Consider the following 23239-nt stretch of genomic DNA (forward strand, 5'->3'; position numbering starts at 1 on the left):
ACACTGTGTGAGCACATCCGCCCTGGACCTGCCATTCTCGGCAAGAATCCGCGGATTCCATGTTCTTCACCCGGCCGTCCGATTCCTCGAACCGCGCCTCAGCACGAGATGGAACTCTACACACACCACGACCCCCACGCAAAATCGGGGGCCGTGCACCGCGTGCACCGCCCCCGATCACCTTCCACCCGCATGATCACGGGGGTTCCGCAGCGTTCATCCGAGGTTCACCCCACTCAGGCGTGCCGGCGCTCCGCCATGGCCTGCCTCACATTCGGCGGGCGGCCTCGGGACGGTCGGACGGATGAGGCTCGGTCACCGGCTCCTGGGCCTGCGGGTCGACCACCGGGGTCCCCGCCACGTCCGCCTCCCCCGTGACCGTGCCGTGCGCCATGGGCTCGTCGCCCGTGCCCGGGCGAGGCTGCAGCCAGAGGGTGCTCAGCGCCGGCACGTTCACCGTGAGGTGGGCCGGCTGCCCCTGCCACTCGCCCGGCTCGGCGACGGGGGACTCGATCTGGCCGGTCTGCTCGCGCCATCCGTCCCCGTGGAAGTCGGCGTCGTCGGTGTCCAGCACCACCGTCCACTCCCCCGCACTCGGCACGCCGACGCGCAGACCCTGGCGCGCGGAGCCGGAGAGGTTCGTGATGCACAGCAGGGGGGACGCCTCGGCCTGGGCCCCGCCGCCCGTAGGACGGCGCAGGAACACGAGGGTGTTCCCGTCCGCGTCCCCGCCGTCCACCCACGCGAACCCCTCGGGGCTGTGGTCCGCGGACCACAGCGCGGGCTTCACGCGGTAGAGCGCGTTGAGCTCGCGCACCGTGAGCTGCACCCCGCGGTGGGCCTCGTCCCAGGAGACGGGCCAGTCCAGCCCGTTCCCCTCGGACCACTCGGAGGGCTGGGCGAACTCCGCGCCCATGAAGACCAGCTGCTTGCCCGGGTGCGCCCACATGTACGCGAAGTACGCGCGCAGGGTGGCCAGCTGCTGGCGGCGGTCGCCGGGGACCTTCTGCAGGAGCGATCCCTTGCCGTGCACCACCTCGTCGTGGGACAGCGGCAGCACGTAGTTCTCGGAGTACGCGTAGACCATGGAGAACGTCCACTGGCCGTGGTGCCAGCGGCGGTTCACCGGGTCCTCGGAGAGGTACGCCAGGGTGTCGTGCATCCAGCCCATGTTCCACTTCTTGCCGAAGCCCAGGCCGCCCGCGCTCACGGGAGCACTCACACCGCTGAACGCCGTGGACTCCTCCGCGATCATGTGCACCCCCGGGTGCAGCCGGTAGGCCGCGGAGTTCGCCTCCTGCAGGAAGCCGATCGCCTCGAGGTTGTGGTTGCCCCCGTGGATGTTGGGCTCCCACTCGCCGTCCTCGCGGGAGTAGTCCAGGTAGAGCATCGAGGCGACGGCGTCCACGCGCAACCCGTCCACGTGGAACTCGCCCAGCCAGTAGAGGGCGTTGGCCACGAGGAAGTTGCGCACCTCCGTGCGGCCGAAGTCGAACACGTACGTGCCCCAGTCCGGGTGCTCGCCGCGGCGCGGGTCCGGGTGCTCGTACAGGGGCGTGCCGTCGAACCGTGCCAGCGCCCACTCGTCCTTGGGGAAGTGGGCCGGCACCCAGTCCACGATCACGCCGATCCCGGCCTCGTGCAGGGCGTTCACCAGGTGCTTGAACTCGTCCGGGGTGCCGAAGCGCGACGTCGGCGCGTAGTAGCCGGTGACCTGGTAGCCCCACGAGCCGCCGAACGGGTGCTCGGCCACGGGCATGAGCTCCACGTGGGTGAAACCCAGCCACTGCACGTACTCGACGAGCTGCTCGGCGAGCTGCCGGTAGTCCAGCCCGGGGCGCCACGAGCCGAGGTGCACCTCGTAGATGCTCAGCGGCTGCTCGTGCGGATCGGTCGCGCTGCGCCGCTCCATCCAGGCGTCGTCGGTGAACGTGTAGGTGGAGTCCAGCACCCGCGAGGCCGTGGCCGGCGGCACCTCGGTCCAGCGGGCCATGGGGTCCGCCTTCTGACGCCAGAGCCCGTCCGGGCCGAGGATCTCGAACTTGTAGCGCGCGCCGTGGCCCACGCCGGGGACGAGCAGCTCCCACACGCCTGAGGAGCCCAGGGAGCGCATCGCGTGGGTGCGCCCCTGCCAGCCGTTGTGCTCGCCCACCACGCGCACCGCCCGGGCGTTGGGCGCCCACACCGCGAACGCGGTGCCGATGGCCTCGCCCGCCGCGTCCCGGTGCACGCGGGCGCCGAGCACCTCCCACAGCCGCTCGTGCCGGCCCTCGCCGATCAGGTACAGGTCCAGATCGCCCAGCGTCGGCAGGTGCCGGTAGGGGTCGTCCCACGCCTCCACGGCGTCGGCCTCGCCCTCCGCGCCCGGATAGGCGACCTCGAGCCGGTACTCGCCCACGGCCTCGGGGCCTGCCGCGGTCAGGGGCCCGGCGCCGACGAACACCCCGTCGTGCTCGTGCTCCAGCTCGACGCGCGAGCCGTCGGCCGCGCGGACCGCCGTCACCGTCCGCGCGAAGGGGCGCAGCGCACGGTAGGTGACCCCGGCGCCGTCGGGGTGGAGGTGCACCCCGAGCACGCTGTGCGGGTCATGGTGGCGGCCCTCCGCGACGGCGGCCAGCACCTCCGGGTCGACGGGGAGGGGGACGACGGTGCGGGGGGCCATGGGATCTTCCTGTTCAGGGGTCACGGTCGGGGTCGGCGGGGGTGCGCCGGGAGGGCGGCTCAGCCGCGGCGGACGACGCGCAGCACGTGTGCCGGCGCTTCGGGGTCGAGGCGGACGTAGGGCTCGGCGCCCCAGTGCCAGCGCTGCCCGGTCAGCAGCTCTTCCACCTCGAAGCGGCCCTCCTCGTCCCGGTCCTCGGCCCGGACCTGCAGCGCGTCCAGGTCCAGGCGCAGCGTCGCCTCGGTGACCCCGTGGGGGTCCGTGGTGACGACCACGATCACGGTGTCCTCGGCGGGACCGGCATCGGTCACCGCGGCGGCGTCGCGGTGCGCGCCCTCCGGGGCGGCCGAGCGCGTCTTGGAGAAGACCAGCAGGTCCTCGTGGGTGGAGCCGTGCAGCGTGAGGTTCTGCAGGTCCCGCAGGGACGGATGCGCGGCCCGGATCTCGTTGAGACGGGTCAGATAGGGCGCGAGCGAGGCGCCGGCGGCCTCCGCCCCCTGCCAGTCGCGCGGGCGGTACTCGTACTTCTCGTTGTCGATGTACTCCTCCGCGCCCGGGCGCGGCACGTGCTCGAAGAGCTCGAAGCCCGCGTAGACGCCCCAGAGCGGGTTGGACGTCGCGGCGATCGCGGCGCGGATGCGGAACGCCCCGGGGCCGCCCGTCTGGAGGTACTCCGTGAGGATGTCCGGGGTGTTTACGAAGAAGTTCGGGCGATAGAAGCCGGCGGTCTCATGGCTGATCTCCGCGAGGTACTCGGCGAGCTCCTCGCGGGTGTTCCGCCACGTGAAGTAGCCGTAGGACTGCTGGAAGCCGACCTGGCCGAGCCCGTGCATCATGGCGGGGCGCGTGAACGCCTCGGCGAGGAACACCGCGCGCGGCTCCACCTCGCGCACCTCGCGGATGAGCCACTCCCAGAACCACAGGGGCTTGGTGTGCGGGTTGTCCACGCGGAAGATGTGCACGCCGCGCCCCACCCAGCCGAGGACGACGTCGAGCACCGCGGCGGAGAGGCCGTCCGGGTCGTTGTCGAAGTTCAGCGGGTAGATGTCCTGGTACTTCTTCGGCGGGTTCTCCGCGTAGGCGATGGTGCCGTCCACGCGGGTGGTGAACCACTCGGGGTGGGTGGCCACCCACGGGTGGTCCGGGGCGCACTGCAGGGCGAGGTCCAGGGCCACCTCGAGGTCCAGCTCCGCGGCCGCGGCCACGAACGCCTCGAAGTCCTCGAGCGTGCCCAGGTCCGGGTGGACGGCGTCGTGCCCGCCCTCGGCCGCGCCGATCGCCCACGGCGAGCCCGGATCCTGCGGGCCGGCGGTGAGGGTGTTGTTCGGGCCCTTGCGGTGCGCGCGGCCGATCGGGTGGATCGGCGGCAGGTAGACCACCTGGAAGCCCATCGCGGCGACCCCGGGGAGGCGGCGGGCCGCCGTCGCGAAGGTGCCCGAGTGCCACGTGCCCGTGGACTCGTCGAACCGTGCCCCCTCGGAGCGCGGGAAGAACTCGTACCACGCGCCGCGGCCGGCGAGCTCGCGCTGCACGTCCAGCGGGTAGAGCTCGGATCTGGTGACGTGCTCACGGATCGGACGGGCGTCCAGGGCCGCGGCGACGTCGGCGGACTCGGCGGCGGCGAGGCGCTGGGCGGGCGTGAGGGCGGCGTCGGACAGCCCGCGGACGGCGGCCTCGAAGGCGGCACGGTCCTCGGCGGGGCGCTCGGCATCCTGCGCCGCGCGGCCGAACAGGGCGGCGCCCTCCGCCAGCATGAGCTCCACGTCCACGTCCGCGGCGATCTTCACCGTGGCGGCGTGACGCCATGTGCCCACGGGATCGTGCCAGCCCTCGACGACGAAGTGGTGCAGGCCCGTCTCGGCGGGACGCAGGGTGCCGAGCACCTCGTCCAGGCCCGGGCGACCGGGGCGCATCGGCACCCGCTGCACCTCGGCTCCGTCCGGATCGAGGAGACGGACGGTGGCGCGGACGGCGTCGTGGCCCTCCCGGAACACCGTCGCGCGGACGGGGACGTCCTCCCCCACCACGGCCTTGGCCGGGAAGCGGCCGTCCAGCACCACCGGCTGGACGGCGGTCACCGGGATGCGGCCCGTGACGGTGGAGAGGCGGACGTCGCTGACGGGGGCGCTCTTCGAGGTGCTCACGCGCCCGACGCTACCGCGACCGGGCCCCCGAATGAATGCCTGGCCGGTCCCGGGCGGGTCCGACCCGCCCGGGACCGGGGCATCAGGAGAGCATCGTCTTGTCATCCACCACGGCGCCCTTGATCTTGCCGAACTCCGCGAGGAGGTCGGCGGGGGTCATGCGAGCCTTCTGGGCCGCATCCAGCTCGAGGATCACCTGACCGTCGTGCATCATGATCAGCCGGTCGCCCACCTCGAGCGCCTGCGACATGTTGTGCGTGACCATGAGCGTGGTGAGCGAGCGCTCCGCAACCACCTGCCGGGTCAGGCGGGTGACGAGCTCGGCACGGGACGGATCCAGCGCGGCCGTGTGCTCGTCCAGCAGCAGGATCTTCGGCCCGGAGAACGTGGCCATGAGCAGGCTGAGCGCCTGGCGCTGGCCGCCCGAGAGCAGGCCCACCTTCGAGGTGAGGCGGTCCTCGAGACCGAGCTCGAGCTTGGTGAGCTCCTCCCGGAACACCGCACGGCGGGACGCGGTCACGCCACGGGAGAGGCCGCGGGTGTGGCCGCGGCGCCACGCGAGCGCCATGTTCTCCTCGATGCTCAGCGAGGGCGCGGTGCCGGCCGTCGGGTCCTGGAACACGCGGCCGATCCAGGAGGCGCGTCGATGGTCGGGCATCCGGGTGACGTCCCGGCCGCCCACGCTCACGGTGCCGGAGTCCGGCGTCAGCTTGCCCGCGATGGTGTTGAGGATGGTCGACTTGCCGGCGCCGTTGGAGCCGATGACCGTGACGAAGTCGCCCTCCGCCAGACGCAGGTCGATGCCCCGCAGGGCACGGCGCTCGTTGACGGTGCCCGGGAAGAAGGTCTTCGAGACGTCGTGGATCTCAAGCACGGGGTGCCTCCTTCGGGGCGGATGCGTACGCGGCGGCGCCCTCGGCCACCGCGTCGTCGGCCGGCGTCGGGGCGCCGGTCCGCTGTGAGACGGGCTCGGCCGTGGTGTGCCGCGAGCGCAGGCTCAGCCGCTTCGCGAACCCGAACCGCGGCAGGAGGAGTGCGAGGACCACGAGCAGGGCGGAGATGAGCTTCATGTCATTGGGGTTCAGGCCCGCGTTGAGCGCGAGCTGGATGATGATGCGGTAGAGCACGGCGCCCACGATCACGGCGAGCGTGGCCATGAAGACCGTGCGCTGGCCGAAGATCGCCTGGCCCACGATCACGGACGCGAGGCCCACGAGGATCAGGCCGATGCCCATGCTGATGTCCGCGAAGCCCTGGTACATGGCCAGCAGCGCGCCGCACAGGCCCACGAGGCCGTTGGAGAGCATGAGGCCGAGGATCTTCATCCGGTCCGTGGAGACGCCGTAGGAGCGGATCATCTCCTCGTTGTCGCCCGTGGCCTGCAGCGCGAGGCCCAGGTCCGTGTGCAGGAACCAGTCGATGACCAGCTTGAGCACGAACACGCCGAGGAACAGGACCACGATGGAGCCGATGCTCCGCGCCAGGCCCATGTCCGCGAGCCAGGTGAACAGCGTGTCCTGGCCGAGCAGCGGGATGTTGGCCTTGCCCATGATCCGGAGGTTGATCGAGTACAGCGCGATCATGGTGAGGATGCCGGCGAGGAGCCCGTCGATCCGGCCTTTCGTGTGCAGCAGGCCTGTCACGAGGCCCGCGAGGCAGCCGACGACGAACGCGGCGAGCAGGGCGAGGGCGACGGGCACGTCGTTCGTGATCAGGACGGCCGCCGTGGCGGCGCCCGTGGTGAACGAGCCGTCCACCGTGAGGTCGGGGAAGTCGAGGATGCGGAAGGTCAGGTACACGCCGAGTGCCATGACGGCGTAGATCAGACCGAGCTCCACTGCGGTGATCATGGGGGGCCTTTCGGAGGCGGGGCCGGGAGGGGAAGAGACGCGGGATCCGCGCATCGGCCCCGGACACGGGCGCGTCCGGGGCCGACCGGGATCACCGGAGGAGGGCGGTCAGCCGCCGATCACCTCGTCGGCCCTGCCGAGCAGCTCCTGGGGGAGCTCGACGCCGAAGGACGTCGCGGCCTCCTTGTTCAGGACCAGCTCGAGGGAGGCGGGGTCGGCGAAGCCGACCGGGGTGGACTCCGGCTTGGCGCCGTCCCGGAGGATCTTCACCGCCATCTCGCCGGCCTGCTTGCCGTGCTCCTTGTAGTCGATGCCGAAGGTGCCCAGGGCGCCCTTCTCCACCGAGTCGGTGTCCGCGGAGATCACGGGCGCCTTCTTGTCCTTGCCGTAGGACAGGACGGTCTCGAGCGCGGAGACCACGGCGTTGTCCGTGGGGACGTAGATGCCGTCCACGTCGCCGAGCGCCTGGACGCCCTGCTGGACCTCGGACGAGTTGGTGATCGTGGCCTCCTTCACCTCGAGGCCCAGCTCCTTGCCGGCAGCCTTGGCCTGGTCCACCTGGACCTTGGAGTTGACCTCACCCGAGTTGTAGACGATGCCCACGGTCTTGGCATCCGGCTTGACGTCCTTGAGCAGCTGCAGCTGCTCCTTCACCGGGTTGCGGTCGGAGACGCCGGTGACGTTGCCGCCCGGGGCGTCGTCCGCCTTCACGAGCTCGGCGGCCTTCGGGTCCGTGACGGCCATGAACACGACCGGCTTGTCCTGCACGGCGGAGGCGGTGCCCTGGGCAGCCGGGGTGGCGATCGCGGCCACGAGGTCGACGTCCGACGCGGACGCGAAGGTGGAGGCGATGGAGGTGACGGTCGCCTGGTCGCCCTGGGCGTTCTGCTCGTCGAACTCCACCTTCAGGCCGGCGTCGGCGAAGGCCTCCTTGAAGCCCTCACGCGTGGCGTCGAGGGCCGGGTGGGTGGTCAGCTGGTTGATGCCCACGGTGTACTCCTCGACCGCAGCGGAGGAGCCCCCGGCGGAGCCCGCCGCCGAGGAGGAGGCGGAGTCGGCCGAGCCGGACCCGCCGCACGCGGTGAGCCCGAGGGCGACGGCGGCGAGGGCGGCGGTGATGCGAAGGGAACGGTGGTTCATGGGACGAGGACCTCGTTCTGCAGGCAGGGTGCGTCAGGGGGGCTGCGCCCGCGGGGGTGGCCGCGTGGTCACAGTGACCATCACTGTGCAGTGTGAACTGCATCACGCGCAATATGACCCATGAAAATGTGGACATTGTGACGTCGACCACGCGCCGCGGGGAACGGATGTCCTCGGCACCGAGGCGTCCGGCCCAGACGACATCAGCCCTGACGCAGACGGCCCCCGCGCATCCTCGGGAGGGGATCCGCGGGGGCCGACGGCCGGACAGGCACCGCTGGGGGTTCAGCGCGCGCCGGCGCGGCGCGTCGAGATCTCGTAGAGGGAGATGCCCACGGCCATCGAGGCGTTGAGGGACTCCATGGTCGAGTCGATCGGGATCGAGACGATCTGCTGGCAGTGCTCGCGCACGAGGCGGGACAGGCCCTTGCCCTCGGCGCCCACCACGAGCACGAGGGGCTCGGTGGCGAGCTCGAGGCCGGGCAGGGAGACGTCGCCGTCGCCGTCGAGGCCGAGCACGAAGTAGCCCATGCGGTGCAGCTCCGCGAGGGTGTTGTTGAGGTTGCCCGCCTGGGCCACGGGCACGCGGGCCGCCGCGCCCGCGGAGGTGCGCCACGCCGTCGCCGTGACGCCCACGGAGCGGCGCTCCGGGACGATCACGCCGTCCGCGCCGAACGCGGAGCCGGCACGGATGATGGCGCCCAGGTTGCGGGGGTCGGTGATGCCGTCGAGGGCGATCAGCAGCGGCGCGGTGCGCAGGTGCCCCTTCTCGCCCTTCTCGAGGGTCTCTCGGGCCAGGTCGAGCGCGTCCGCGTACTCGTACGGCGGGATCTGCAGGACGAGGCCCTGGTGGATCGCGTCGGCGGAGAGGCGGTCCAGCTCGGGCTTGGTGTTCTCCATGACCGGCACGCCCTGCTCGGCGCACAGGCGCAGGGCCTCGCGGACGCGGTCGTCCACCTCGATCCGCACCGCCACGTGCAGCGCCTTGGCGGGGATGCCGGCGCGCAGGGCCTCGACCACGGGGTTGCGCCCGGAGACCGTCTCGTCGGAGAGCTTGGGGCGGGCGGCGCGCTGCGGGCCGGCGCCGGGGCGCTTCGCGGCGGAGCGCTCGGCCAGCTGCTTCGAGCGGTGCGCCTTGTGGTACGTGCGGTCCTCCGCCTTGGGCGTGGGGCCGCGGCCCTCGAGGGCCTTGCGGCCGTGGCCGCCGGTGCCCTTCAGCGGGCCCTTCTTGCCCTGGGGCTTGCGGGATCCGCCGGAGCGGGGTGCGGTGGACATGAGGGGGACTCCTGCTGTGGGTGGGGCTGGGGTCGACGCCGCCTGCTCGGCGCGCCGGATCGGCCTCCAGTCTAGGTGTCAGCCCTCCAGGCGCCACGTGGCGCCCTCGGCGCCGTCCTCCACCACGACGCCGGCCGCGGCCAGCGCGTCCCGGATGCGGTCCGCGGCGGCCCAGTCCTTGGCCGCGCGGGCCTCGGCGCGGGCCGCGATCTGCGAGCGCACGAGGGAGTCGAGCGCGGCCGCCTCGGGACCGGCGCCGCCCGCGGCCGCCTCCGGGACGTCGTCGAGGCCGAGCACGGCCGTCATCGCGCTGACCTCCGCGAGGCGCGCCGCGGTGGCGGCGGCGTCGCCCGCGGCGAGCGCCGTGTTGCCCGCGCGGACGGCCTCGTGCACGGCCGCGAGCGCCTGCGGCACGTTGAGATCGTCCTCCATCGCGGCGCGGAAGGCCGCGGGCACGCGCTCGGCGAGCGGCGCGCCGGAGGTGCCGGCGGCGTCGTCGGGGGTCTGCGCACGGGCGCGGTCCACGAAGTTCTCGATGCGCTCCACCGCGGCGGCGGCCTCCTGGAGGGCGCCGGGACGGTAGTCCAGCTGGGAGCGGTAGTGGGCCTGGCCGAGGAAGTAGCGGACGGCCTTCGGGCGAGCCATGCCGAGCATCTCCTCCGGGGAGATGGTGTTGCCCACGGACTTGGACATCTTCTCGCCCTCGTACGTGACGAGGCCGTTGTGCAGCCAGAAGCGGGCGAACCCGTCGCCGGCCGCGGCCGACTGGGCGAGCTCGTTCTCGTGGTGCGGGAAGCGCAGGTCCAGGCCGCCGCCGTGGATGTCGAACTCGGCGCCCAGGTACTTGGTGGACATGGCGGAGCACTCCAGGTGCCAGCCGGGGCGGCCCGCACCCCACGGGGACTCCCACACCGCGGTGGCGGGCTCGCCCTCCTTCGCGCCCTTCCACAGGGCGAAGTCGCGCGGGTCGCGCTTGCCGCGCGGGTCCGCGTCGGGGGCGTCCTGCATGTCCTCGACGCGCTGGCGGGTCAGCTCGCCGTAGCGCTCCCACGAGCGCACGTCGAAGTACACGTCCCCGGAGCCGTCGGCCGCGGCGTACGCGTGACCGCGGTCCAGGAGCCGCCGGATGAGCGCGAACATCTCCGGGACGTGGCCCGTCGCGCGCGGCTCATAGGTGGGCCGGCGGACTCCGAGCGCGAGGTAGGCGGCGTCGAAGGCGTTCTCGAAGCGGTAGGCCAGCGCCCACCACGGCTCCTGCGCCGGGTAGAGATCCGAGGCCTCGAAGCCGGGGGCGTGGGAGGCGGCGGAGCGGTCGAGGATCTTGTCGTCGATGTCCGTCACGTTGCGGACGGAGGTGACCCGCAGCCCCGTGGCCTCGAGCCAGCGGATGAGCACGTCGAACACGATCGCGCTGCGCACGTGCCCCACGTGCGGCATGCCCTGCACCGTGGCCCCGCAGTAGTAGACCGAGGCCTGGCCGGGCACGAGGGGCTCGAAGTCCCTGATCTGCGCGGTGCGGGTGTCATAGAAGCGCTGGGCCATGGGGCGGCGTCCTTGTCTTGTGTCAGAGAGTCGTGGGTCAGCGAGCCTGAGCAGGGCGGTCGGGGGCGGGTTCAGCCTAGTGGGCGGGCACCACGAGCGCCGTGGCCAGCCCGACGAGCCCCTCGCCCGCTCCGATGAACCCCAGCCCGTCCGTCGTCGCGGCGCTGACGGACACAGGGGCGCCGTCGAGCGCGGCCGAGAGCGCGGCCTCCATCTCCGCCCGGCGCGTGCCCACCTTGGGACGCGGGGCGATGACCTGCACGGCCACGTTGCCCACACGGAAGCCGGCCTCCGCCAGCAGGCGCAGCACCTCGCGCAGCATGTCCTCGCCCGTCGCGTCCTTCATCTCCCAGCGATCCGTGCCGAAGACGGCGCCGAGGTCGCCGAGGCTCGCGGCGGAGAGCAGCGCGTTGCACATGGCGTGGGCCGCGACGTCGCCGTTGGACGTGGCGGCGACGCCGCGCTCGCCGGGCCAGTGGATCCCGCCGAGCCACAGCGGGCGCGGGGCGTCCTCGGGTGCCCACTGGTGGATGTCCGTGCCGATGCCGGTGCGGGGCAGCACGGGGAGGGCGGGGGTCTGGGTGGCGGTGGCGTCGGCCATGGCGGTCCTCTCGTCGGGCGTGCGGTCGGCGGGGCGGCGCGCGAGGAGCGCGGCCGCCAGGTCCAGGTCCAGCGGGGTGGTCACCTTGAACGCCTCGGCGTGGCCGGGCACCACCGCGACGGCATGGCCCGCGGCCTCCATCACCATGGCGTCGTCCGTGAGGGCGGCGGCGTCCCGGGCGGGATCGGCGCGGACGGCCTCGTGGGCGGCGAGCAGCGCGTCCAGGTCGAAGCCCTGCGGGGTCTGGACGGCGCGCAGTCCGCCGCGGAGCGGGGTGCCGCGCACCGTGAGGCGCAGGGTCCGCTCGCCCGGCGCCGCTCCTGCGTCCGCCAGCACGACCTCCTTCACCGTGTCCGTCAGCGGGACTCCGGGGATCGCGGCGACGGCGCCGGCGTCCAGCGCCTCCTGCACCGCGGCGAACACGGCCGGCGGCGTGAGTGCGCGGGCGGCGTCGTGCACGAGGACGTGGCGCGGACCGGGCACCCCGCGCCCCAGGGCGCGGTCGGCGGCGGCGAGCCCGGAGCGCACGGAGTCCGCCCGTTCGGCGCCGCCGGGCACGCAGGCCACGGGCACCCCGAGCCGGGCCCGCCCCTCGGCGACGACCGCGCGGACCCGCGCACCGCCGTCGGGGTCCGCGGGGACCAGCACGACGACGGCGTCCAGCGACGTTCTGGCGTCCCGGGCCGCGGCGACGGCGTCCAGGCAGTGGGCGAGGAGGGCACGCCCGTCCGCGAGCGGGGCGAGGGCCTTGGGCATCCCCGCGCCGAGGCGGGTGCCGGAGCCGGCGGCGGCGATCACGAGCGCGGTGGGCATGGCCCCCATCCTAGGGACGGCCCGCACTGCAGGACCTGCAGACATGGACAGGACCTGCGTCTCCGACGCAGGTCCTGTCCATGTCTTCCGATCCGTCCGCGACGGCGGAGGGTCAGCCCTCGAGCACCTTGTCCAGCATGCCCTCGGCCTCCTCCTCGGAGGTCTTCTTGGCGAGCGCGAGCTCGGACACCAGCACCTGGCGCGCCTTGGAGAGCATGCGCTTCTCCCCGGCCGACAGCCCGCGGTCCTGGTCGCGGCGCCACAGGTCGCGGACGACCTCGGCGACCTTGTTGACGTCACCGCTCGCGAGCTTCTCCAGGTTCGCCTTGTACCGGCGGGACCAGTTGGTGGGCTCCTCGACGTGCTCGGCCTGCAGCACCTCGATCACGTGGTCCAGACCCTCGGAGTCCACGACGTCACGCACTCCCACGAGGTCCACGTTCTCCGCCGGGACCTCGATGGTCAGGTCACCCTGCGCCACCTTGAGCTTGAGATACATCTTCTCTTCACCCCTGACGGTGCGCATCTTGATCTCCTCGATCCGCGCAGCACCGTGGTGGGGGTAGACGACGGTCTCTCCGACCTCAAAAACCATGTGATGTGCCCCTTTCCAGACGGCTCATTCTACCACGGATAAGCCATTTCCCCGCGCGCGTCCCCCCTCTCCAGGCCGCTCCCTGTGGTAGTGGGGCCGCCGGAGCGATCAGGGGGCGGCATCCGCCCATGCGGTACCCTGACGGGTGAGGCCCCGACCGGGCCCCTCCGCCCTCGCACCTGTAGGAGAACCCCGTGAAGTTCGCCGCCACCCGGCCCGCCCGGCGCCGCCTCGCCGCGGGCGCCGTCGCCGCCGCCGCCCTCCTGGGCGTCACCGGCTGCTCCGCCGTGAGCCCCGTCGCCACCGGCATCCAGTACTCCGCCTCCGACGGCGTCAACGGCAGTTCGGAGGGGTTCATCCGCTACTCCAACCTCCTCCTCGTGGGCGCAGGGGACTCGGGTCCGGCGCGCCTGATCGGCTCCCTGGAGAACCCCTCGGACCAGGACATGGCGTACACCTTCACCACGCCGACGGGCGGCTCCGCCACCGTCGACGTGCCCGCCGGTGAGACGGTCGTCCTCGAAGACCAGGACATCGCCCTGGAGCGCAAGGACGCCTGGGTCGGCGAGCTGCTCCCCGTGGTCATCAAGGGCCAGGGCTTCGAGACCGAGGCCCGGGTGCCGCTGATGTCCGCCACGCAGGAGCAGTACCGCGACCTGCTGCCCGAGGGCGTCAGCCCCTCGGACGAGGAGCTCGAGGGCCACCTCCACGAGGAGAGCCTGCACTACGGCGAGGGCCACTGAGCCCAGCACCGCCACGTCGGCCCCGCATCCTCCTCGCCGGAGGTGCGGGGCCGACGTCGTCCCGCGCGGAGGCCGGCCGGTCTCAGGCCTCGAACTTGTAGCCCAGGCCGCGGACGGTCACCAGATGCCGCGGACTCGAGGGGTCCGGCTCGATCTTGGAGCGCAGGCGCTTGACGTGGACGTCGAGGGTCTTGGTGTCCCCCACGTAGTCCGAGCCCCACACGCGGTCGATGAGCTGGCCGCGGGTGAGGACGCGGCCGGCGTTGCGCAGCAGCATCTCCAGCAGCTCGAACTCCTTGAGCGGCAGGGAGACCTGCTGGCCGTCCACCGCCACCACGTGCCGCTCGATGTCCATGCGCACCGGGCCGGCTGCCACGGTGGAGGCCACGAGCTCCTCGGGCTCCCCCTGGCGGCGCATGACCGCGCGCACGCGGGCCACGAGCTCACGGGAGGAGTAGGGCTTGGTGACGTAGTCGTCCGCCCCGATCTCCAGGCCCACGACCTTGTCGATCTCCGAGTCCTTGGCGGTCAGCATGATGACCGGGACGTTGGAGCGCTGGCGCACCTGGCGGCAGACCTCCGTCCCGGACATCCCCGGGAGCATGAGGTCGAGCAGGATGAGGTCCGCACCGGAGCGCTCGAACTCCGCGAGCGCCTCGTTGCCGTCCGCGGCCACCGTGACCTCGAAGCCCTCCTTGTTGAGGAGGTAGGACAGCGGGTCGCTGAACGACTCCTCGTCCTCCACGATCAAGATGCGGCTCATGCGCTGATCTCCTTCCGGGGTGCGGCCGATGCGGTCACTCGATGACCGCGGCGTTGCGTGACATGGGTGCCGGCCTGCCCGCCGACGACGGGGCTGCCGTCGTCCTCCCACTCGGGCAGCCGGATGGTGAAGGTGGAGCCGCGTCCCGGCTGGGACCACAGCGTGACCTCGCCGCCGTGGTTGATCACCACGTGCTTGACGATGCTCAGGCCCAGGCCCGTGCCGCCGGTCTGGCGGGAGCGGGCCGCGTCCACGCGGTAGAAGCGCTCGAACACGCGCTCCTGGTCCTCCGGGCTGATGCCGATGCCCTGGTCCGTGACGGTCACCTGGGCCAGCCCGTCGTGCGCGCTCAGCCCGATGCCCACGGTGGTGCCGTCCGGGGAGTAGCGCACCGCGTTGTCGATGAGGTTGCGCACCGCCGTCATCAGCTGGTCCGGGTCCCCGTGGACCATGGCGTCCATGCGGCCGCCGACCTTCAGGGTGATGCCGCGGGCCTCCGCCGTGAGGCGCAGGCGGTCCACGGCCTCGAGGACCACGGTCCGCAGGTCGACGGCGCGGCCCTCCTGGACCACGTCCTTGGCCTGGAGCCGGGAGAACTCGATGATGTCCTGCACGAGGGCGGTGAGCCGCTTCGACTCGATGCCCAGGCGCATCGCGAAGCGGCGCACGGCCTCCTCGTCCTCCGCCGCGTCCCCGATGGCCTCCGAGAGCAGGGAGATGGCACCCACGGGCGTCTTCAGCTCGTGGGACACATTGACCACGAAGTCGTGGCGCATGGCCTCCGTGCGGGTCAGGTCCGTGCGATCGTCGGCGAGGATGAGGATGTACTCCTCGTCCAGCGGGGCCACCCGCAGCTCCACCACGAGGCTCGAGGGGGCCAGCGGGCCGCGCGAGAGCTCGATCCGCCGCTCGAGGATCACGCCGTCCGAGCGGACGGCGCCCGTGAACTCGCACAGCTGCTCGTGGACGAGGGAGTGGCCCCGCACGAGGCCGAAGGCGTAGGCGGACGGATTGGCGCGCACCACGCCGTCGACGGCGTCCACCACCACGTAGGCACGGCCGATGACGGAGAGAACCTCCGCGGTGCCGGGAGCGAGGGTGGGCTCCTCGACGGCCAGGTCCACCGTGCGCGAGCGCTCGGATGCCCGGAAGGCCAGCATGGAGGCCACTCCGATGAGCAGTCCGACCAGTCCGCAGAGGAGGCCGATGATGACGGGATCCACGCGCCCAGCCTAGCCTGCGGCACGGGGCGACCGGGCGGCCAGGAGAGCGTCGATCCGCCGCCGGGCGCCGTTCATGCCGTGTTCACCTCCACCTGACATGGTGAATGCTTCATTGAAGGGGCGCAGCACGGCAGGAAGCACGGCAGACAGTGCGCCCGCACGCGGAGAGGACGTCATGAGGGAGCTGTACCGCGCCAACCTCGACCGGTTGGGACGCGACCTCGTGGAGATCGCCCGCCTCGTCCACCGCGCCGCCCTCGACGGGCGCACGGCGCTCGAGACCGCGGACGTGCACGGAGCGGAGCGGGTCATCTCCGAGGACGCCCGCATCGACATGCTCCAGGAGTCCCTCGACGATCAGGCCGTCCGTCTCCTGTCCCTCCAGGCCCCGGTGGCCACGGACCTGCGCACCGTCGTCGCCTCGCTGCGGATGAGCTCCTCGCTGGAGCGCATGGGCGACCTCGCCCGGCACATCGCCCAGCTCACCCGGCTGCGGTACCCGGAGCACGTGATCCCGGAGGCCGTGCGCCCCGTCTTCACGCAGCTGGCGGACGCCGCCGTCGAGGTGGCCGAGGAGGCCGTCCTCCTGCTCGAGACCCAGGACCTGGCCCACGCGGACCGCATCCACGCCCTGAACGTGGACGTGAACGCCCTGCACCTGTCCGTGTTCCGGGCCATCGCGTCACCCGACTGGACAGCCTCGCCCTCCACGACCACCGACGTCACCCTGGCCTCGCGGTACTTCGAGCGGTTCACCGACCACGGTCTCGCCGTCGCGCTGAAGGTCCGCTACCTGGTGACGGGCGAATGCCACCACCACCGCGGCGCGGACGCCAACGGCGCCTGACTCCTCCTGCACCACGGGCCGGGCCCCCTCCTCACAGGAGGGGGCCCGGCCCGTCGTCGCGCGTGGGGACGTCAGTGCTTCTGACCCTGCGCGGCCACGGCGGCGGCACCGGCGGCGGCGGCCTCCGGGTCCAGGTAGCGGCCGTGCGGGGTGACGGGCTTGAGGTCCTCGTCCAGCTCGTACACGAGCGGGATGCCGGTGGGGATGTTCAGGCCGGCGATGTCCTCGTCGGAGATCCCGTCCAGGTGCTTCACGAGCGCGCGCAGCGAGTTGCCGTGGGCGGCCACGAGCACCGTCTTCCCAGCCTTGAGGTCCGGCACGATCTCGGCCTCCCAGTAGGGCAGGAGGCGGTCGATGACGTTCTTCAGGGCCTCGGTGCGCGGGGCGTCGTCGCCCAGCTCGGCGTAGCGCTCCTCCCCGGCCTGAGAGAACTCGGACGAGTCGTCGAGTGCGGGCGGCGGGGTGTCGAACGAGCGGCGCCACACCATGAACTGCTCCTCGCCGAACTCCTCCTTCACCTGGGCCTTGTCCTTGCCCTGGAGGGCGCCGTAGTGGCGCTCGTTCAGGCGCCAGTCGCGCTTGACCGGGATCCACTGGCGGTCCGCGGCCTCGAGCGCGAGGTTGGCGGTGGTGATGGCGCGCTTCAGCAGGGAGGTGTGCAGCACGTCCGGGGCGATGCCCTCGGCCGCCATGAGCTCACCGCCGCGCGTCGCCTCGGCCCGGCCCTTCTCGGTGAGCGGCACGTCCACCCAGCCGGTGAAGAGGTTCTTCTCGTTCCAGTCGCTCTGGCCGTGCCGCAGCAGGACCAGCGTGTAAGTGGTGTTCGCCATGGCCCCATGATAGGCGGGGCCCCCTCACGCCGGGCCAGGGACGGCCCCGCTGCGGCCCGCCTCCGACGTCCGCCGGCGGCCGGAGCGCTCGCCTAGGCTGGCGGTCATGGTGGAGAAGGCCCGGCGGCTGCGCGCGCCCGTGACGGCGGCCCGCGGCGTGGCGCGCGGGCCCCAGGGGCACGTCACGCGGGGCACGACCTTCGCCCAGCGCATGCGCCGGGTCGACCGCTGGCTCGCCGACGTCCATGGCCCCCTGCTGCGCCGCACCCCGAGGCCCCTCGTGGTGGACCTCGGCTTCGGCGCCGAGCCCGTGACCGCCGTCGAGATGTTCCACCGCCTGCGCGCCGTGAACCCGGAGCTCGAGCTGACGGGCCTGGAGATCGACCCGGCACGCGTGGCCCGTGCCCGTGAGCGCGCAGCCGGCGTCCCCGGGTTGACATGGGAGGTGGGCGGCTTCGAACTGGCGGTCCCCCGCGCGCCGACGGTGGTGCGGGCCTTCAACGTGCTGCGCCAGTACCGCGAGGAGGACGTGCCCGACGTGTGGGCCATGATGCGGTCCCGCCTCGCCGAGGGCGGCGTGCTCGTGGAGGGCACGTGCTCCGAGGACGGGCGGCGGGTGGCGTGGGTGGACCTGCGCCCGGAGGGGCCTCACTCGCTCACGGTGGCGATGCGCTTCGGCGCCTTCGCCCGGCCCAGCGACGTCGCCGAGCGCCTCCCCAAGGCCCTCATCCACCGACACGTGCCCGGCGAGCCCGTGCACCGGTTCCTCGCCGCCGCCGACGCGGCGTGGGAGCGCTTCGCCCCGCTCGCGCCCTACGGGCCGAGGCAGCGCTGGATCGCGACGGCGGACGCTCTGCGGACCGAGGGGTGGCCGGTGCTGGGGCGCGCGCACCAGTGGCGGCGCGGGGAGCTGAGCGTGCGCTGGGACGCGGTGGCGCCGTCGGCGTGATGCGGGCGGGAGCGGCGCGGAGCCGCAGCCCTCAGCGGCCGAGCAGGCGGAGCGTTCAGCGGCTGTAGAGGCGCAGCTCTCCGCGCGGACCGGCGAGGTAGACGGCGGCCACGCAGACCGCAGCGATGCTGAACATGCCGAGGCCGGCGCCCATGAGCAGGCCCATCGCGCCCACCGCGAGCGCGATGCCGGTGAGCAGCAGCCAGAAGCTGCGGTCCCGCTGGCCGGCACGCAGGAATTCGGCGGGGCCGCGGCGGAGCACGTCCGCGAACGCCCAGATCTCGACGCCCACGGCCACGAGCGCCATCGCCTGGAACAGCCAGTGCTCGAACGTGAGGGCGAAGACCATGGGAGCGCTCATGCCCGCCAGTCTAGAGGCAGGGGGGGCGCCGGGCGGCGTCGTCCACAGGGTGCCTCGGCGTCCACCCCTCCGTCTAGGCTCGGGGGGTGAGCACCTCGCCCGAGCACCCCGGAGCAGCACATCCCGGCCTGTTCGTCGCCCTCGAAGGCACGGACGGCTCCGGGAAGTCGACGCAGGCGCGCGCCCTCGCCGAGGCCCTGCGCGCGGCCGGACGTGACGTGCTGCTCACCCGCGAGCCCGGCGGATCGGACCTGGGCGAGCTCCTCCGGGCGCTCATCCTGGATCCGGCGCACGCCCCCGTGGACCCGCGCACGGAGGCCCTGCTCTTCGCGGCGGCCCGCTCCGCCCACGTGGAGCGCACGCTGCGCCCCGCTCTCGCGGCCGGGCGCGTCGTGATCACGGACCGGTACGTGGACTCCTCGATCGCCTATCAGGGGGCCGTGCGCGGCCTGGGCGCGCCGCGGATCGCCGAGCTGAACGCGTGGGCCACGGACGGGCTCGTCCCGGACCTCACCGTGCTGCTGGACGCGGAACCGGAGACGGCCGCCGGCCGCCGCACCGGGCGCGAGCGCGCCGGGGGCGGTGCCCCGGACCGGATGGAGCAGGAGACGGCCTCGGCCCACGGCACCCTGCGCGCCGCGTTCCTGGCCCGCGCCCACCAGGAGCCCGCGCGCTACCTCGTGCTGGACGCGGCGCGCCCGCCGGAGGAGCTGACCCGCCGCATCGTGGAGCGCGTCCTGACGGCGGCGGCCCGATGATCGGGGAGACGGCGCCGGAGACCGCCGGCGTGTTCGCCGACCTCGCGGGCCAGGACGCGGTCGTGGCCCAGCTGCGGCGCGCCGCGGCCGAGGAGCGCCCCACGCATGCGTGGCTCTTCACCGGCCCTCCCGGCTCCGGGCGCTCGACGGCGGCGCGCGCCTTCGCCGCCGCCCTGCAGTGCGAGTCCCCCGATCCCCTGCAGCGCGGCTGCGGGCGGTGCCACGCGTGCCGCACCGCCCTGGCGGGGACGCATCCGGACGTCACCGTGCTGGCCACGGAGGGCGTGAGCTACCGGATCGAGGACGTGCGCGCCCTCGTGGAGACCGGCCAGTCCACCCCCGCCACGGGCCGGTGGCGGATCTTCCTCATGGAGGACGCGGACCGCATGACCGAGCGGGCCACCAACGTGCTGCTCAAGGCCATCGAGGAGCCCCCGGAGCGGACCGTCTGGATGCTCTGCTCGCCCTCCCCGGCGGACGTGCTGCCCACCATCCGCTCCCGCTGCCGGCTCGTGACCCTGCGGATCCCGGCCGTCGAGGACGTGGCCGCGCTGCTGCACCGCCGGGACGGGCTGGACACGGACACCGCGCTCCTCACCGCCCGGATCTCGCAGTCCCACGTGGGCATGGCCCGGCGCCTGGCCCGGGACCCCGAGGCGCTGCGCCGCCGGGAGGCCGTCCTCTCCCTGCCCCTGCGGGCCACCGCGGTCTCCGATGCGATGGCGACGGCGGCCGAGCTGGCCGAGGTCTCCCGCGCCGAGGCGGAGTCCTCCTCGGCCGCGCGGGACGCGGAGGAGCTGGCCGGGCTGCGCCGCGCGCTCGGCATCGAGGGCTCGGAGGCCGTGCCGCCCAAGCTGCGCCATCACGTCAAGCGCCTCGAGGAGGAGCAGGCCCGGCGCCGCAAGCGCTCCGTGCGGGACGCGCTGGACCGGGCGATGATCGACGTGATCGGCCTCTTCCGGGACGTGCTGCGCGTGCAGCTGGGCGCGGAGGGCGAGCTGATCAACGAGCACCGCCGCGCGGAGATCGAGGCGTACGCACGCGGGGCCGCGGGCTCCTCGGCGGACGTGGTGGCCCGGATCGACGCCGTGGCCCAGGCCCGGACCCGGCTCGCCGGCAACGTGCCGGAGCAGCTGGCCCTGGAGGCCATGATGCTCGCGCTCCTGCCGCGCCGGGCCCGTTCCGGCGCTCGCGGCTGAGTCAGCCGCGGACCTCGACGAGCCCGGGGACCTGGCCGAGCGAGTCGACCACGTGGTCGGCGCCGGCCTCCCACAGCTGCCCGGCGTCGCCCTCCCCCGAGCGCACGCCCACCACCAGCCCCGCGCCCGCGCGGCGCCCCGCCAGGATGTCGGCGGCCGTGTCCCCCACCGTGAGCACGCTGCGCACGTCCTCGTGGTCGAGGGCGAGCAGGGCCGTGAGCGTCATGTCCGGGTAGGGCACGCCGCGGCCCGCGTCGTCGGGAGAGAGGCTGAGGTCCGCGAGGCCCATCCAGCCCAGGGACTCGAGGATCATGTTCTGCGTGTGGCGGGCGTATCCGGTGCACAGGCACAGGTCCAGGCCGAGCTCCCTCAGGCGCGTGAGCGCCTCCTCCGCCCCCGGCACGGCCCGCACGCCGTGCTCGGCGAGCAGCCGGTCGAAGGCGGTCTCGAAGGAGCGGGTGGCGGCCAGCGCGGCCGCGCGCTCGGGGAACACCTCTCGGAACACCGCGCTGCGGGAGGTGCCCCGCTGCTGCTCGAAGGTGCGGACCGCCCGATCGTGCTCGGGCGTCCCAGCCGTCACGCCGTGTGCCGCGAGGGCCTCGGAGAACGCGGTGTCCTGCAGCCCTCCCTCCACGATCGAGGTCCCGGACATGTCCACCACGGCCAGGCGCAGCGGGACGTCCGAGGGGCGCGGAGACCGGGCGGGGACGGCGGACGGCTCGGCGGGCCCCCCGCCCACGGCCCGGGGAACGGTGTGGCCTGGGCCGAGACGGACGGGGGCGGCGGGGTGCAGGCGCATGGGACGGCTCCAAGGGTGGGATCGGCTGGACCCCAGTCCATCCCGGCCAGCTGACGGGCGCATGGCGGCCGGGTGAACGCCGCCGGAGGATCCGGTCACGATCGCATATCAGGTGCCGGTGGAATCGGCGCTCCGAACCGGGTAGGATGGACTGCCGTGGCCGTTGCCGGTCACGTGCCTCCTTAGCTCAGCTGGCCAGAGCAGCTCCCTCGTAAAGAGCAGGTCGCCGGTTCGAATCCGGCAGGGGGCTCCCACGGACCCCGTCACCTCCTCGAGGCGGCGGGGTCCTTCCCGTTCCGGGACCGGCGCGGGCGTGCGCCCGGGCGGATCACCCCCGGGACGCCAGCTCCTCCGCGCGTGCCACGTGCCCGAGCGTCCGCTCCGCGTGGCGGCTCACGGCGTCCGCCGTCCCCTGGCCCAGCCGGAACATCGCGGCGGCCTGGGCCGTGGCGGCGAGCTCGTGGGAGGCCCGGGAGAGCTCCCGGTGCACCTCGGACACCGCGGTGGGGATGTGCTCGCCGTCGCCGGGGTGGGTCTCCTGCAGTCGCACGCACAGCGCCCGCACGGCGGGGACGCGGTCCGCGAGCACGTTGCCGGCGTGGACGACGCCGTTGTGCTCCTCCGGCGTGAGCGCGCTGGGGCTGCGCGCGTCCTGGACCACCTGCCAGTAGCGGTCCATCGCGCGCACGAAGCGGTCGTGGCTGCGTCGCCACAGGCCGGTGCCCAGCTCCCGGTCGTCGCTGCGCCCCTGCCGGAAGCGGGCGAAGGGCCCCCTCACGCGCGGGCCTCCGCGGCGCCGTCGCCGGGCTCGCCAGGCGCACGATCCGCGTCGGCGGGGTCCGTCACGAGCAGGACCTTGCCCGCACGCGCGGCGTGGTCGAACCACTCCTGCGCGGCGGCCGCCTCGGCCAACGGGAAGCGCGCCGCCACGGACAGGTCGATCCGCCCCGCGGCCACGAGCGGGGACACGGCCCTCTCCGTCCCCGCCACGATCCGCGCCTTCTCCACCACCGGCCGCGAGCGCAGCGTGGCGCCCGTGAGCCACCCGCGCTTGGCCACGAGCCGCATGAGGTTGAACCCCTCGGCCTTGACCCCGCCCTGCGCGGCGATCACGACGATCCGGCCCTCCTCCGCCAGGCACCGCACGTTCGCGTCCAGGTAGGGCCCGCCGACGACGTCGAGGATCACGTCCGCCCCGCGCCCGCCCGTGCGCTCGAGCACCCACTCCGCGAACGCGCCCGGCTCGGCGGCCCGGTGGTCGAAGACGTCCTCGGCCCCGAGCGCGCGGACGCGCTCGCACTTCTGCGGCCCGCCCGCCGTGGAGAGGACGCGCCCGCCGATCGCCGCGAGGTATTGGACGGCGAACGAGCCGATCCCGCCGGAGCCCCCGTGCACGAGCACGACGTCGCCCGCGCGCACGCCGCCTCGCTCGGACATCGTGGACCACACCGTGCACGCCACCTCCGGAAGGGCGGCCGCGTCCACCAGGTCCACCCCGTCCGGCACCGCCATGAGCTGGCCCGCGGGGACGGCCACGTACTCCGCGTACCCGCCGGCGGCGAGCAGCGCGCACACCTCGTCGCCCACGGCGAACCGGCCCTCCCCCGGCAGCCCGGCCGCCGGGCCGACCTCCACGACGGTGCCCGACACCTCGAGGCCGGGGATCTCCGAGGCGCCCGACGGCGGCGGATACACCCCGGCGCGCTGCATCAGGTCCGCCCGGTTCAGCCCCGCGGCGGCCACGCGGACGAGCACCTCCCCCGGCCCGACGCCGGGGCGCGCCTCGCGCGCGGCCCGGATCCCGGCGTCGCCCTCCCCGCCCGTGTACCGCACCGCGAGCATCTCCCCGTGCCCGGCCTCTGCACTCGTCCCGTGCTCGTCCATGACGTCTCCTCGCCTCGTTCCGCGTCCTGACTCCTCCTCCCATCATCTCCCCGCCCGCGGCGCGGCGGCCACCGGGCCCGAGCCTCCCGCGGGGCGAGTCGGTAGAGTTGCCCGAGCGGTTCGAGAGCGGACCGCGGTCGAGGATGGTTGTCCGAGCGGCCGAAGGACCCGGTCTTGAAAACCGGTGTGCAGCAACCCTGCACCGTGGGTTCGAATCCCACACCATCCGCGCCGCCCGGCGCTGGTCCCCCCCCCCCCGCA

At 73.5% G+C, this 23239-nt stretch carries 21 protein-coding genes and 2 tRNA genes; 7 read left to right on the forward strand and 16 right to left on the reverse strand.

Features of this window, described 5'->3' with window-relative positions:
• Window positions 1-268 precede the first annotated feature (268 nt).
• From glgB to NJC10_RS11020, 9 genes are all read right to left on the reverse strand, one after another.
• Window positions 269-2662, reverse strand: a complete 2394-nt coding sequence (gene glgB / locus NJC10_RS10980) for a 1,4-alpha-glucan branching protein GlgB (protein ID WP_413466436.1) — start codon at window positions 2660-2662, stop codon at window positions 269-271.
• Between the two features lie 59 nt (window positions 2663-2721).
• Window positions 2722-4806 carry a maltotransferase domain-containing protein gene (locus NJC10_RS10985; protein WP_319076581.1) on the reverse strand — a complete coding sequence of 695 codons (2085 nt, stop codon included), beginning with the start codon at window positions 4804-4806 and terminating at the stop codon, window positions 2722-2724.
• A gap of 82 nt (window positions 4807-4888) precedes the next feature.
• Window positions 4889-5680 carry an ABC transporter ATP-binding protein gene (locus NJC10_RS10990; RefSeq protein WP_248118395.1) on the reverse strand — a complete coding sequence of 264 codons (792 nt, stop codon included), beginning with the start codon at window positions 5678-5680 and terminating at the stop codon, window positions 4889-4891.
• Window positions 5673-6656 carry an ABC transporter permease gene (locus NJC10_RS10995; protein WP_298713493.1) on the reverse strand — a complete coding sequence of 328 codons (984 nt, stop codon included), beginning with the start codon at window positions 6654-6656 and terminating at the stop codon, window positions 5673-5675. Before NJC10_RS10995 ends, NJC10_RS10990 begins: the two co-directional genes overlap by 8 nt.
• A 108-nt stretch (window positions 6657-6764) precedes the next feature.
• Complete coding sequence (locus tag NJC10_RS11000) at window positions 6765-7796, reverse strand: ABC transporter substrate-binding protein (RefSeq protein WP_319076583.1); 1032 nt, start codon at window positions 7794-7796, stop codon at window positions 6765-6767.
• 285 nt (window positions 7797-8081) lie between these two features.
• Window positions 8082-9071 carry a 23S rRNA (guanosine(2251)-2'-O)-methyltransferase RlmB gene (gene rlmB, locus NJC10_RS11005; RefSeq protein WP_298713499.1) on the reverse strand — a complete coding sequence of 330 codons (990 nt, stop codon included), beginning with the start codon at window positions 9069-9071 and terminating at the stop codon, window positions 8082-8084.
• A 78-nt stretch (window positions 9072-9149) separates the two neighbouring features.
• Window positions 9150-10613 carry a cysteine--tRNA ligase gene (gene cysS / locus NJC10_RS11010; protein WP_319076585.1) on the reverse strand — a complete coding sequence of 488 codons (1464 nt, stop codon included), beginning with the start codon at window positions 10611-10613 and terminating at the stop codon, window positions 9150-9152.
• A gap of 76 nt (window positions 10614-10689) precedes the next feature.
• Window positions 10690-12027, reverse strand: coding sequence for a 2-C-methyl-D-erythritol 2,4-cyclodiphosphate synthase (gene ispF, locus NJC10_RS11015; protein ID WP_319076587.1), 1338 nt, complete (start codon window positions 12025-12027; stop codon window positions 10690-10692).
• 112 nt (window positions 12028-12139) lie between these two features.
• The gene (locus NJC10_RS11020; protein ID WP_319076589.1) at window positions 12140-12622 is read right to left on the reverse strand and encodes a CarD family transcriptional regulator; all 483 of its coding nucleotides are present in this window, start codon (window positions 12620-12622) and stop codon (window positions 12140-12142) included.
• Window positions 12623-12816: 194 nt separating this feature from the next.
• Here NJC10_RS11020 and NJC10_RS11025 point away from each other — a divergent pair, with 194 nt between their 5' ends.
• Entirely contained in the window at window positions 12817-13365 is a 549-nt protein-coding gene (locus NJC10_RS11025) for a hypothetical protein (RefSeq protein WP_248118375.1), read from the forward strand.
• Window positions 13366-13447: 82 nt separating this feature from the next.
• Here NJC10_RS11025 and NJC10_RS11030 read toward each other — a convergent pair whose 3' ends face one another.
• Both NJC10_RS11030 and NJC10_RS11035 read right to left on the reverse strand, forming a co-directional pair.
• Window positions 13448-14128 (reverse strand): response regulator transcription factor, encoded by a 681-nt coding sequence (locus NJC10_RS11030; protein WP_319076592.1) that lies wholly within the window; start codon window positions 14126-14128, stop codon window positions 13448-13450.
• Window positions 14125-15351, reverse strand: coding sequence for a sensor histidine kinase (locus NJC10_RS11035; protein WP_319076593.1), 1227 nt, complete (start codon window positions 15349-15351; stop codon window positions 14125-14127). The genes NJC10_RS11030 and NJC10_RS11035 overlap by 4 nt, the downstream gene beginning before the upstream one ends.
• 175 nt (window positions 15352-15526) lie before the next feature.
• Here NJC10_RS11035 and phoU point away from each other — a divergent pair, with 175 nt between their 5' ends.
• On the forward strand, window positions 15527-16198 hold the full coding sequence (phoU, locus tag NJC10_RS11040; RefSeq protein ID WP_319076594.1) for a phosphate signaling complex protein PhoU: 672 nt from the start codon (window positions 15527-15529) through the stop codon (window positions 16196-16198).
• A 71-nt stretch (window positions 16199-16269) separates the two neighbouring features.
• On the opposite strand, the gene NJC10_RS11045 is transcribed toward phoU, so the two are convergent.
• Complete coding sequence (locus tag NJC10_RS11045; RefSeq protein ID WP_298713517.1) at window positions 16270-17028, reverse strand: phosphoglyceromutase; 759 nt, start codon at window positions 17026-17028, stop codon at window positions 16270-16272.
• Between the two features lie 106 nt (window positions 17029-17134).
• Here NJC10_RS11045 and NJC10_RS11050 point away from each other — a divergent pair, with 106 nt between their 5' ends.
• Window positions 17135-17977, forward strand: a complete 843-nt coding sequence (locus NJC10_RS11050) for a class I SAM-dependent methyltransferase (RefSeq protein ID WP_319076595.1) — start codon at window positions 17135-17137, stop codon at window positions 17975-17977.
• Window positions 17978-18032: 55 nt separating this feature from the next.
• Here NJC10_RS11050 and NJC10_RS11055 read toward each other — a convergent pair whose 3' ends face one another.
• The gene (locus tag NJC10_RS11055; protein ID WP_248118363.1) at window positions 18033-18338 is read right to left on the reverse strand and encodes a DUF2516 family protein; all 306 of its coding nucleotides are present in this window, start codon (window positions 18336-18338) and stop codon (window positions 18033-18035) included.
• Between the two features lie 86 nt (window positions 18339-18424).
• Between NJC10_RS11055 and tmk the strand changes: the two genes are divergently transcribed.
• Window positions 18425-19096, forward strand: a complete 672-nt coding sequence (gene tmk, locus NJC10_RS11060) for a dTMP kinase (protein ID WP_248118362.1) — start codon at window positions 18425-18427, stop codon at window positions 19094-19096.
• Window positions 19093-20295: a DNA polymerase III subunit delta' gene (locus NJC10_RS11065; protein ID WP_248118360.1), complete on the forward strand. Its 1203-nt coding sequence runs from the start codon at window positions 19093-19095 to the stop codon at window positions 20293-20295. The genes tmk and NJC10_RS11065 overlap by 4 nt, the downstream gene beginning before the upstream one ends.
• Before the next feature lies 1 nt (window position 20296).
• Here NJC10_RS11065 and NJC10_RS11070 read toward each other — a convergent pair whose 3' ends face one another.
• Window positions 20297-21094, reverse strand: a complete 798-nt coding sequence (locus NJC10_RS11070; RefSeq protein WP_413466437.1) for an HAD family hydrolase — start codon at window positions 21092-21094, stop codon at window positions 20297-20299.
• A gap of 176 nt (window positions 21095-21270) precedes the next feature.
• On the opposite strand from NJC10_RS11070, the gene NJC10_RS11075 reads away from it, so the two are divergent.
• A tRNA-Thr gene (locus NJC10_RS11075) sits at window positions 21271-21344 on the forward strand.
• 78 nt (window positions 21345-21422) lie between these two features.
• On the opposite strand, the gene NJC10_RS11080 is transcribed toward NJC10_RS11075, so the two are convergent.
• Window positions 21423-21872 carry a hypothetical protein gene (locus NJC10_RS11080; RefSeq protein WP_298713529.1) on the reverse strand — a complete coding sequence of 150 codons (450 nt, stop codon included), beginning with the start codon at window positions 21870-21872 and terminating at the stop codon, window positions 21423-21425.
• Entirely contained in the window at window positions 21869-22978 is a 1110-nt protein-coding gene (locus tag NJC10_RS11085) for an NAD(P)H-quinone oxidoreductase (protein ID WP_319076597.1), read from the reverse strand. Before NJC10_RS11085 ends, NJC10_RS11080 begins: the two co-directional genes overlap by 4 nt.
• A 141-nt stretch (window positions 22979-23119) precedes the next feature.
• Here NJC10_RS11085 and NJC10_RS11090 point away from each other — a divergent pair.
• Window positions 23120-23207 (forward strand) — tRNA-Ser (locus NJC10_RS11090).
• The last annotated feature ends 32 nt before the right edge of the window (window positions 23208-23239 follow it).

Origin of the sequence: Micrococcus sp. M4NT (assembly GCF_033790745.1) — a bacterium.
In the GTDB taxonomy this organism is placed as follows: domain Bacteria; phylum Actinomycetota; class Actinomycetes; order Actinomycetales; family Micrococcaceae; genus Micrococcus.

Bases quoted from the DNA above. Each gene is read 5' to 3' on its own strand.
- rlmB (WP_298713499.1), bottom strand. From the start codon at position 9,071: ATGTCCACCGCACCCCGCTCCGGCGGATCCCGCAAGCCCCAGGGCAAG.
- glgB (WP_413466436.1), bottom strand. From the start codon at position 2,662: ATGGCCCCCCGCACCGTCGTCCCCCTCCCCGTCGACCCGGAGGTGCTG.
- NJC10_RS11030 (WP_319076592.1), bottom strand. From the start codon at position 14,128: ATGAGCCGCATCTTGATCGTGGAGGACGAGGAGTCGTTCAGCGACCCG.
- ispF (WP_319076587.1), bottom strand. From the start codon at position 12,027: ATGCCCACCGCGCTCGTGATCGCCGCCGCCGGCTCCGGCACCCGCCTC.
- NJC10_RS11065 (WP_248118360.1), top strand. From the start codon at position 19,093: ATGATCGGGGAGACGGCGCCGGAGACCGCCGGCGTGTTCGCCGACCTC.
- NJC10_RS11050 (WP_319076595.1), top strand. From the start codon at position 17,135: ATGGTGGAGAAGGCCCGGCGGCTGCGCGCGCCCGTGACGGCGGCCCGC.
- NJC10_RS11085 (WP_319076597.1), bottom strand. From the start codon at position 22,978: ATGGACGAGCACGGGACGAGTGCAGAGGCCGGGCACGGGGAGATGCTC.
- NJC10_RS11055 (WP_248118363.1), bottom strand. From the start codon at position 18,338: ATGAGCGCTCCCATGGTCTTCGCCCTCACGTTCGAGCACTGGCTGTTC.
- phoU (WP_319076594.1), top strand. From the start codon at position 15,527: ATGAGGGAGCTGTACCGCGCCAACCTCGACCGGTTGGGACGCGACCTC.
- NJC10_RS11000 (WP_319076583.1), bottom strand. From the start codon at position 7,796: ATGAACCACCGTTCCCTTCGCATCACCGCCGCCCTCGCCGCCGTCGCC.
- NJC10_RS11045 (WP_298713517.1), bottom strand. From the start codon at position 17,028: ATGGCGAACACCACTTACACGCTGGTCCTGCTGCGGCACGGCCAGAGC.
- cysS (WP_319076585.1), bottom strand. From the start codon at position 10,613: ATGGCCCAGCGCTTCTATGACACCCGCACCGCGCAGATCAGGGACTTC.
- NJC10_RS11020 (WP_319076589.1), bottom strand. From the start codon at position 12,622: ATGGTTTTTGAGGTCGGAGAGACCGTCGTCTACCCCCACCACGGTGCT.
- NJC10_RS11070 (WP_413466437.1), bottom strand. From the start codon at position 21,094: ATGCGCCTGCACCCCGCCGCCCCCGTCCGTCTCGGCCCAGGCCACACC.
- NJC10_RS10995 (WP_298713493.1), bottom strand. From the start codon at position 6,656: ATGATCACCGCAGTGGAGCTCGGTCTGATCTACGCCGTCATGGCACTC.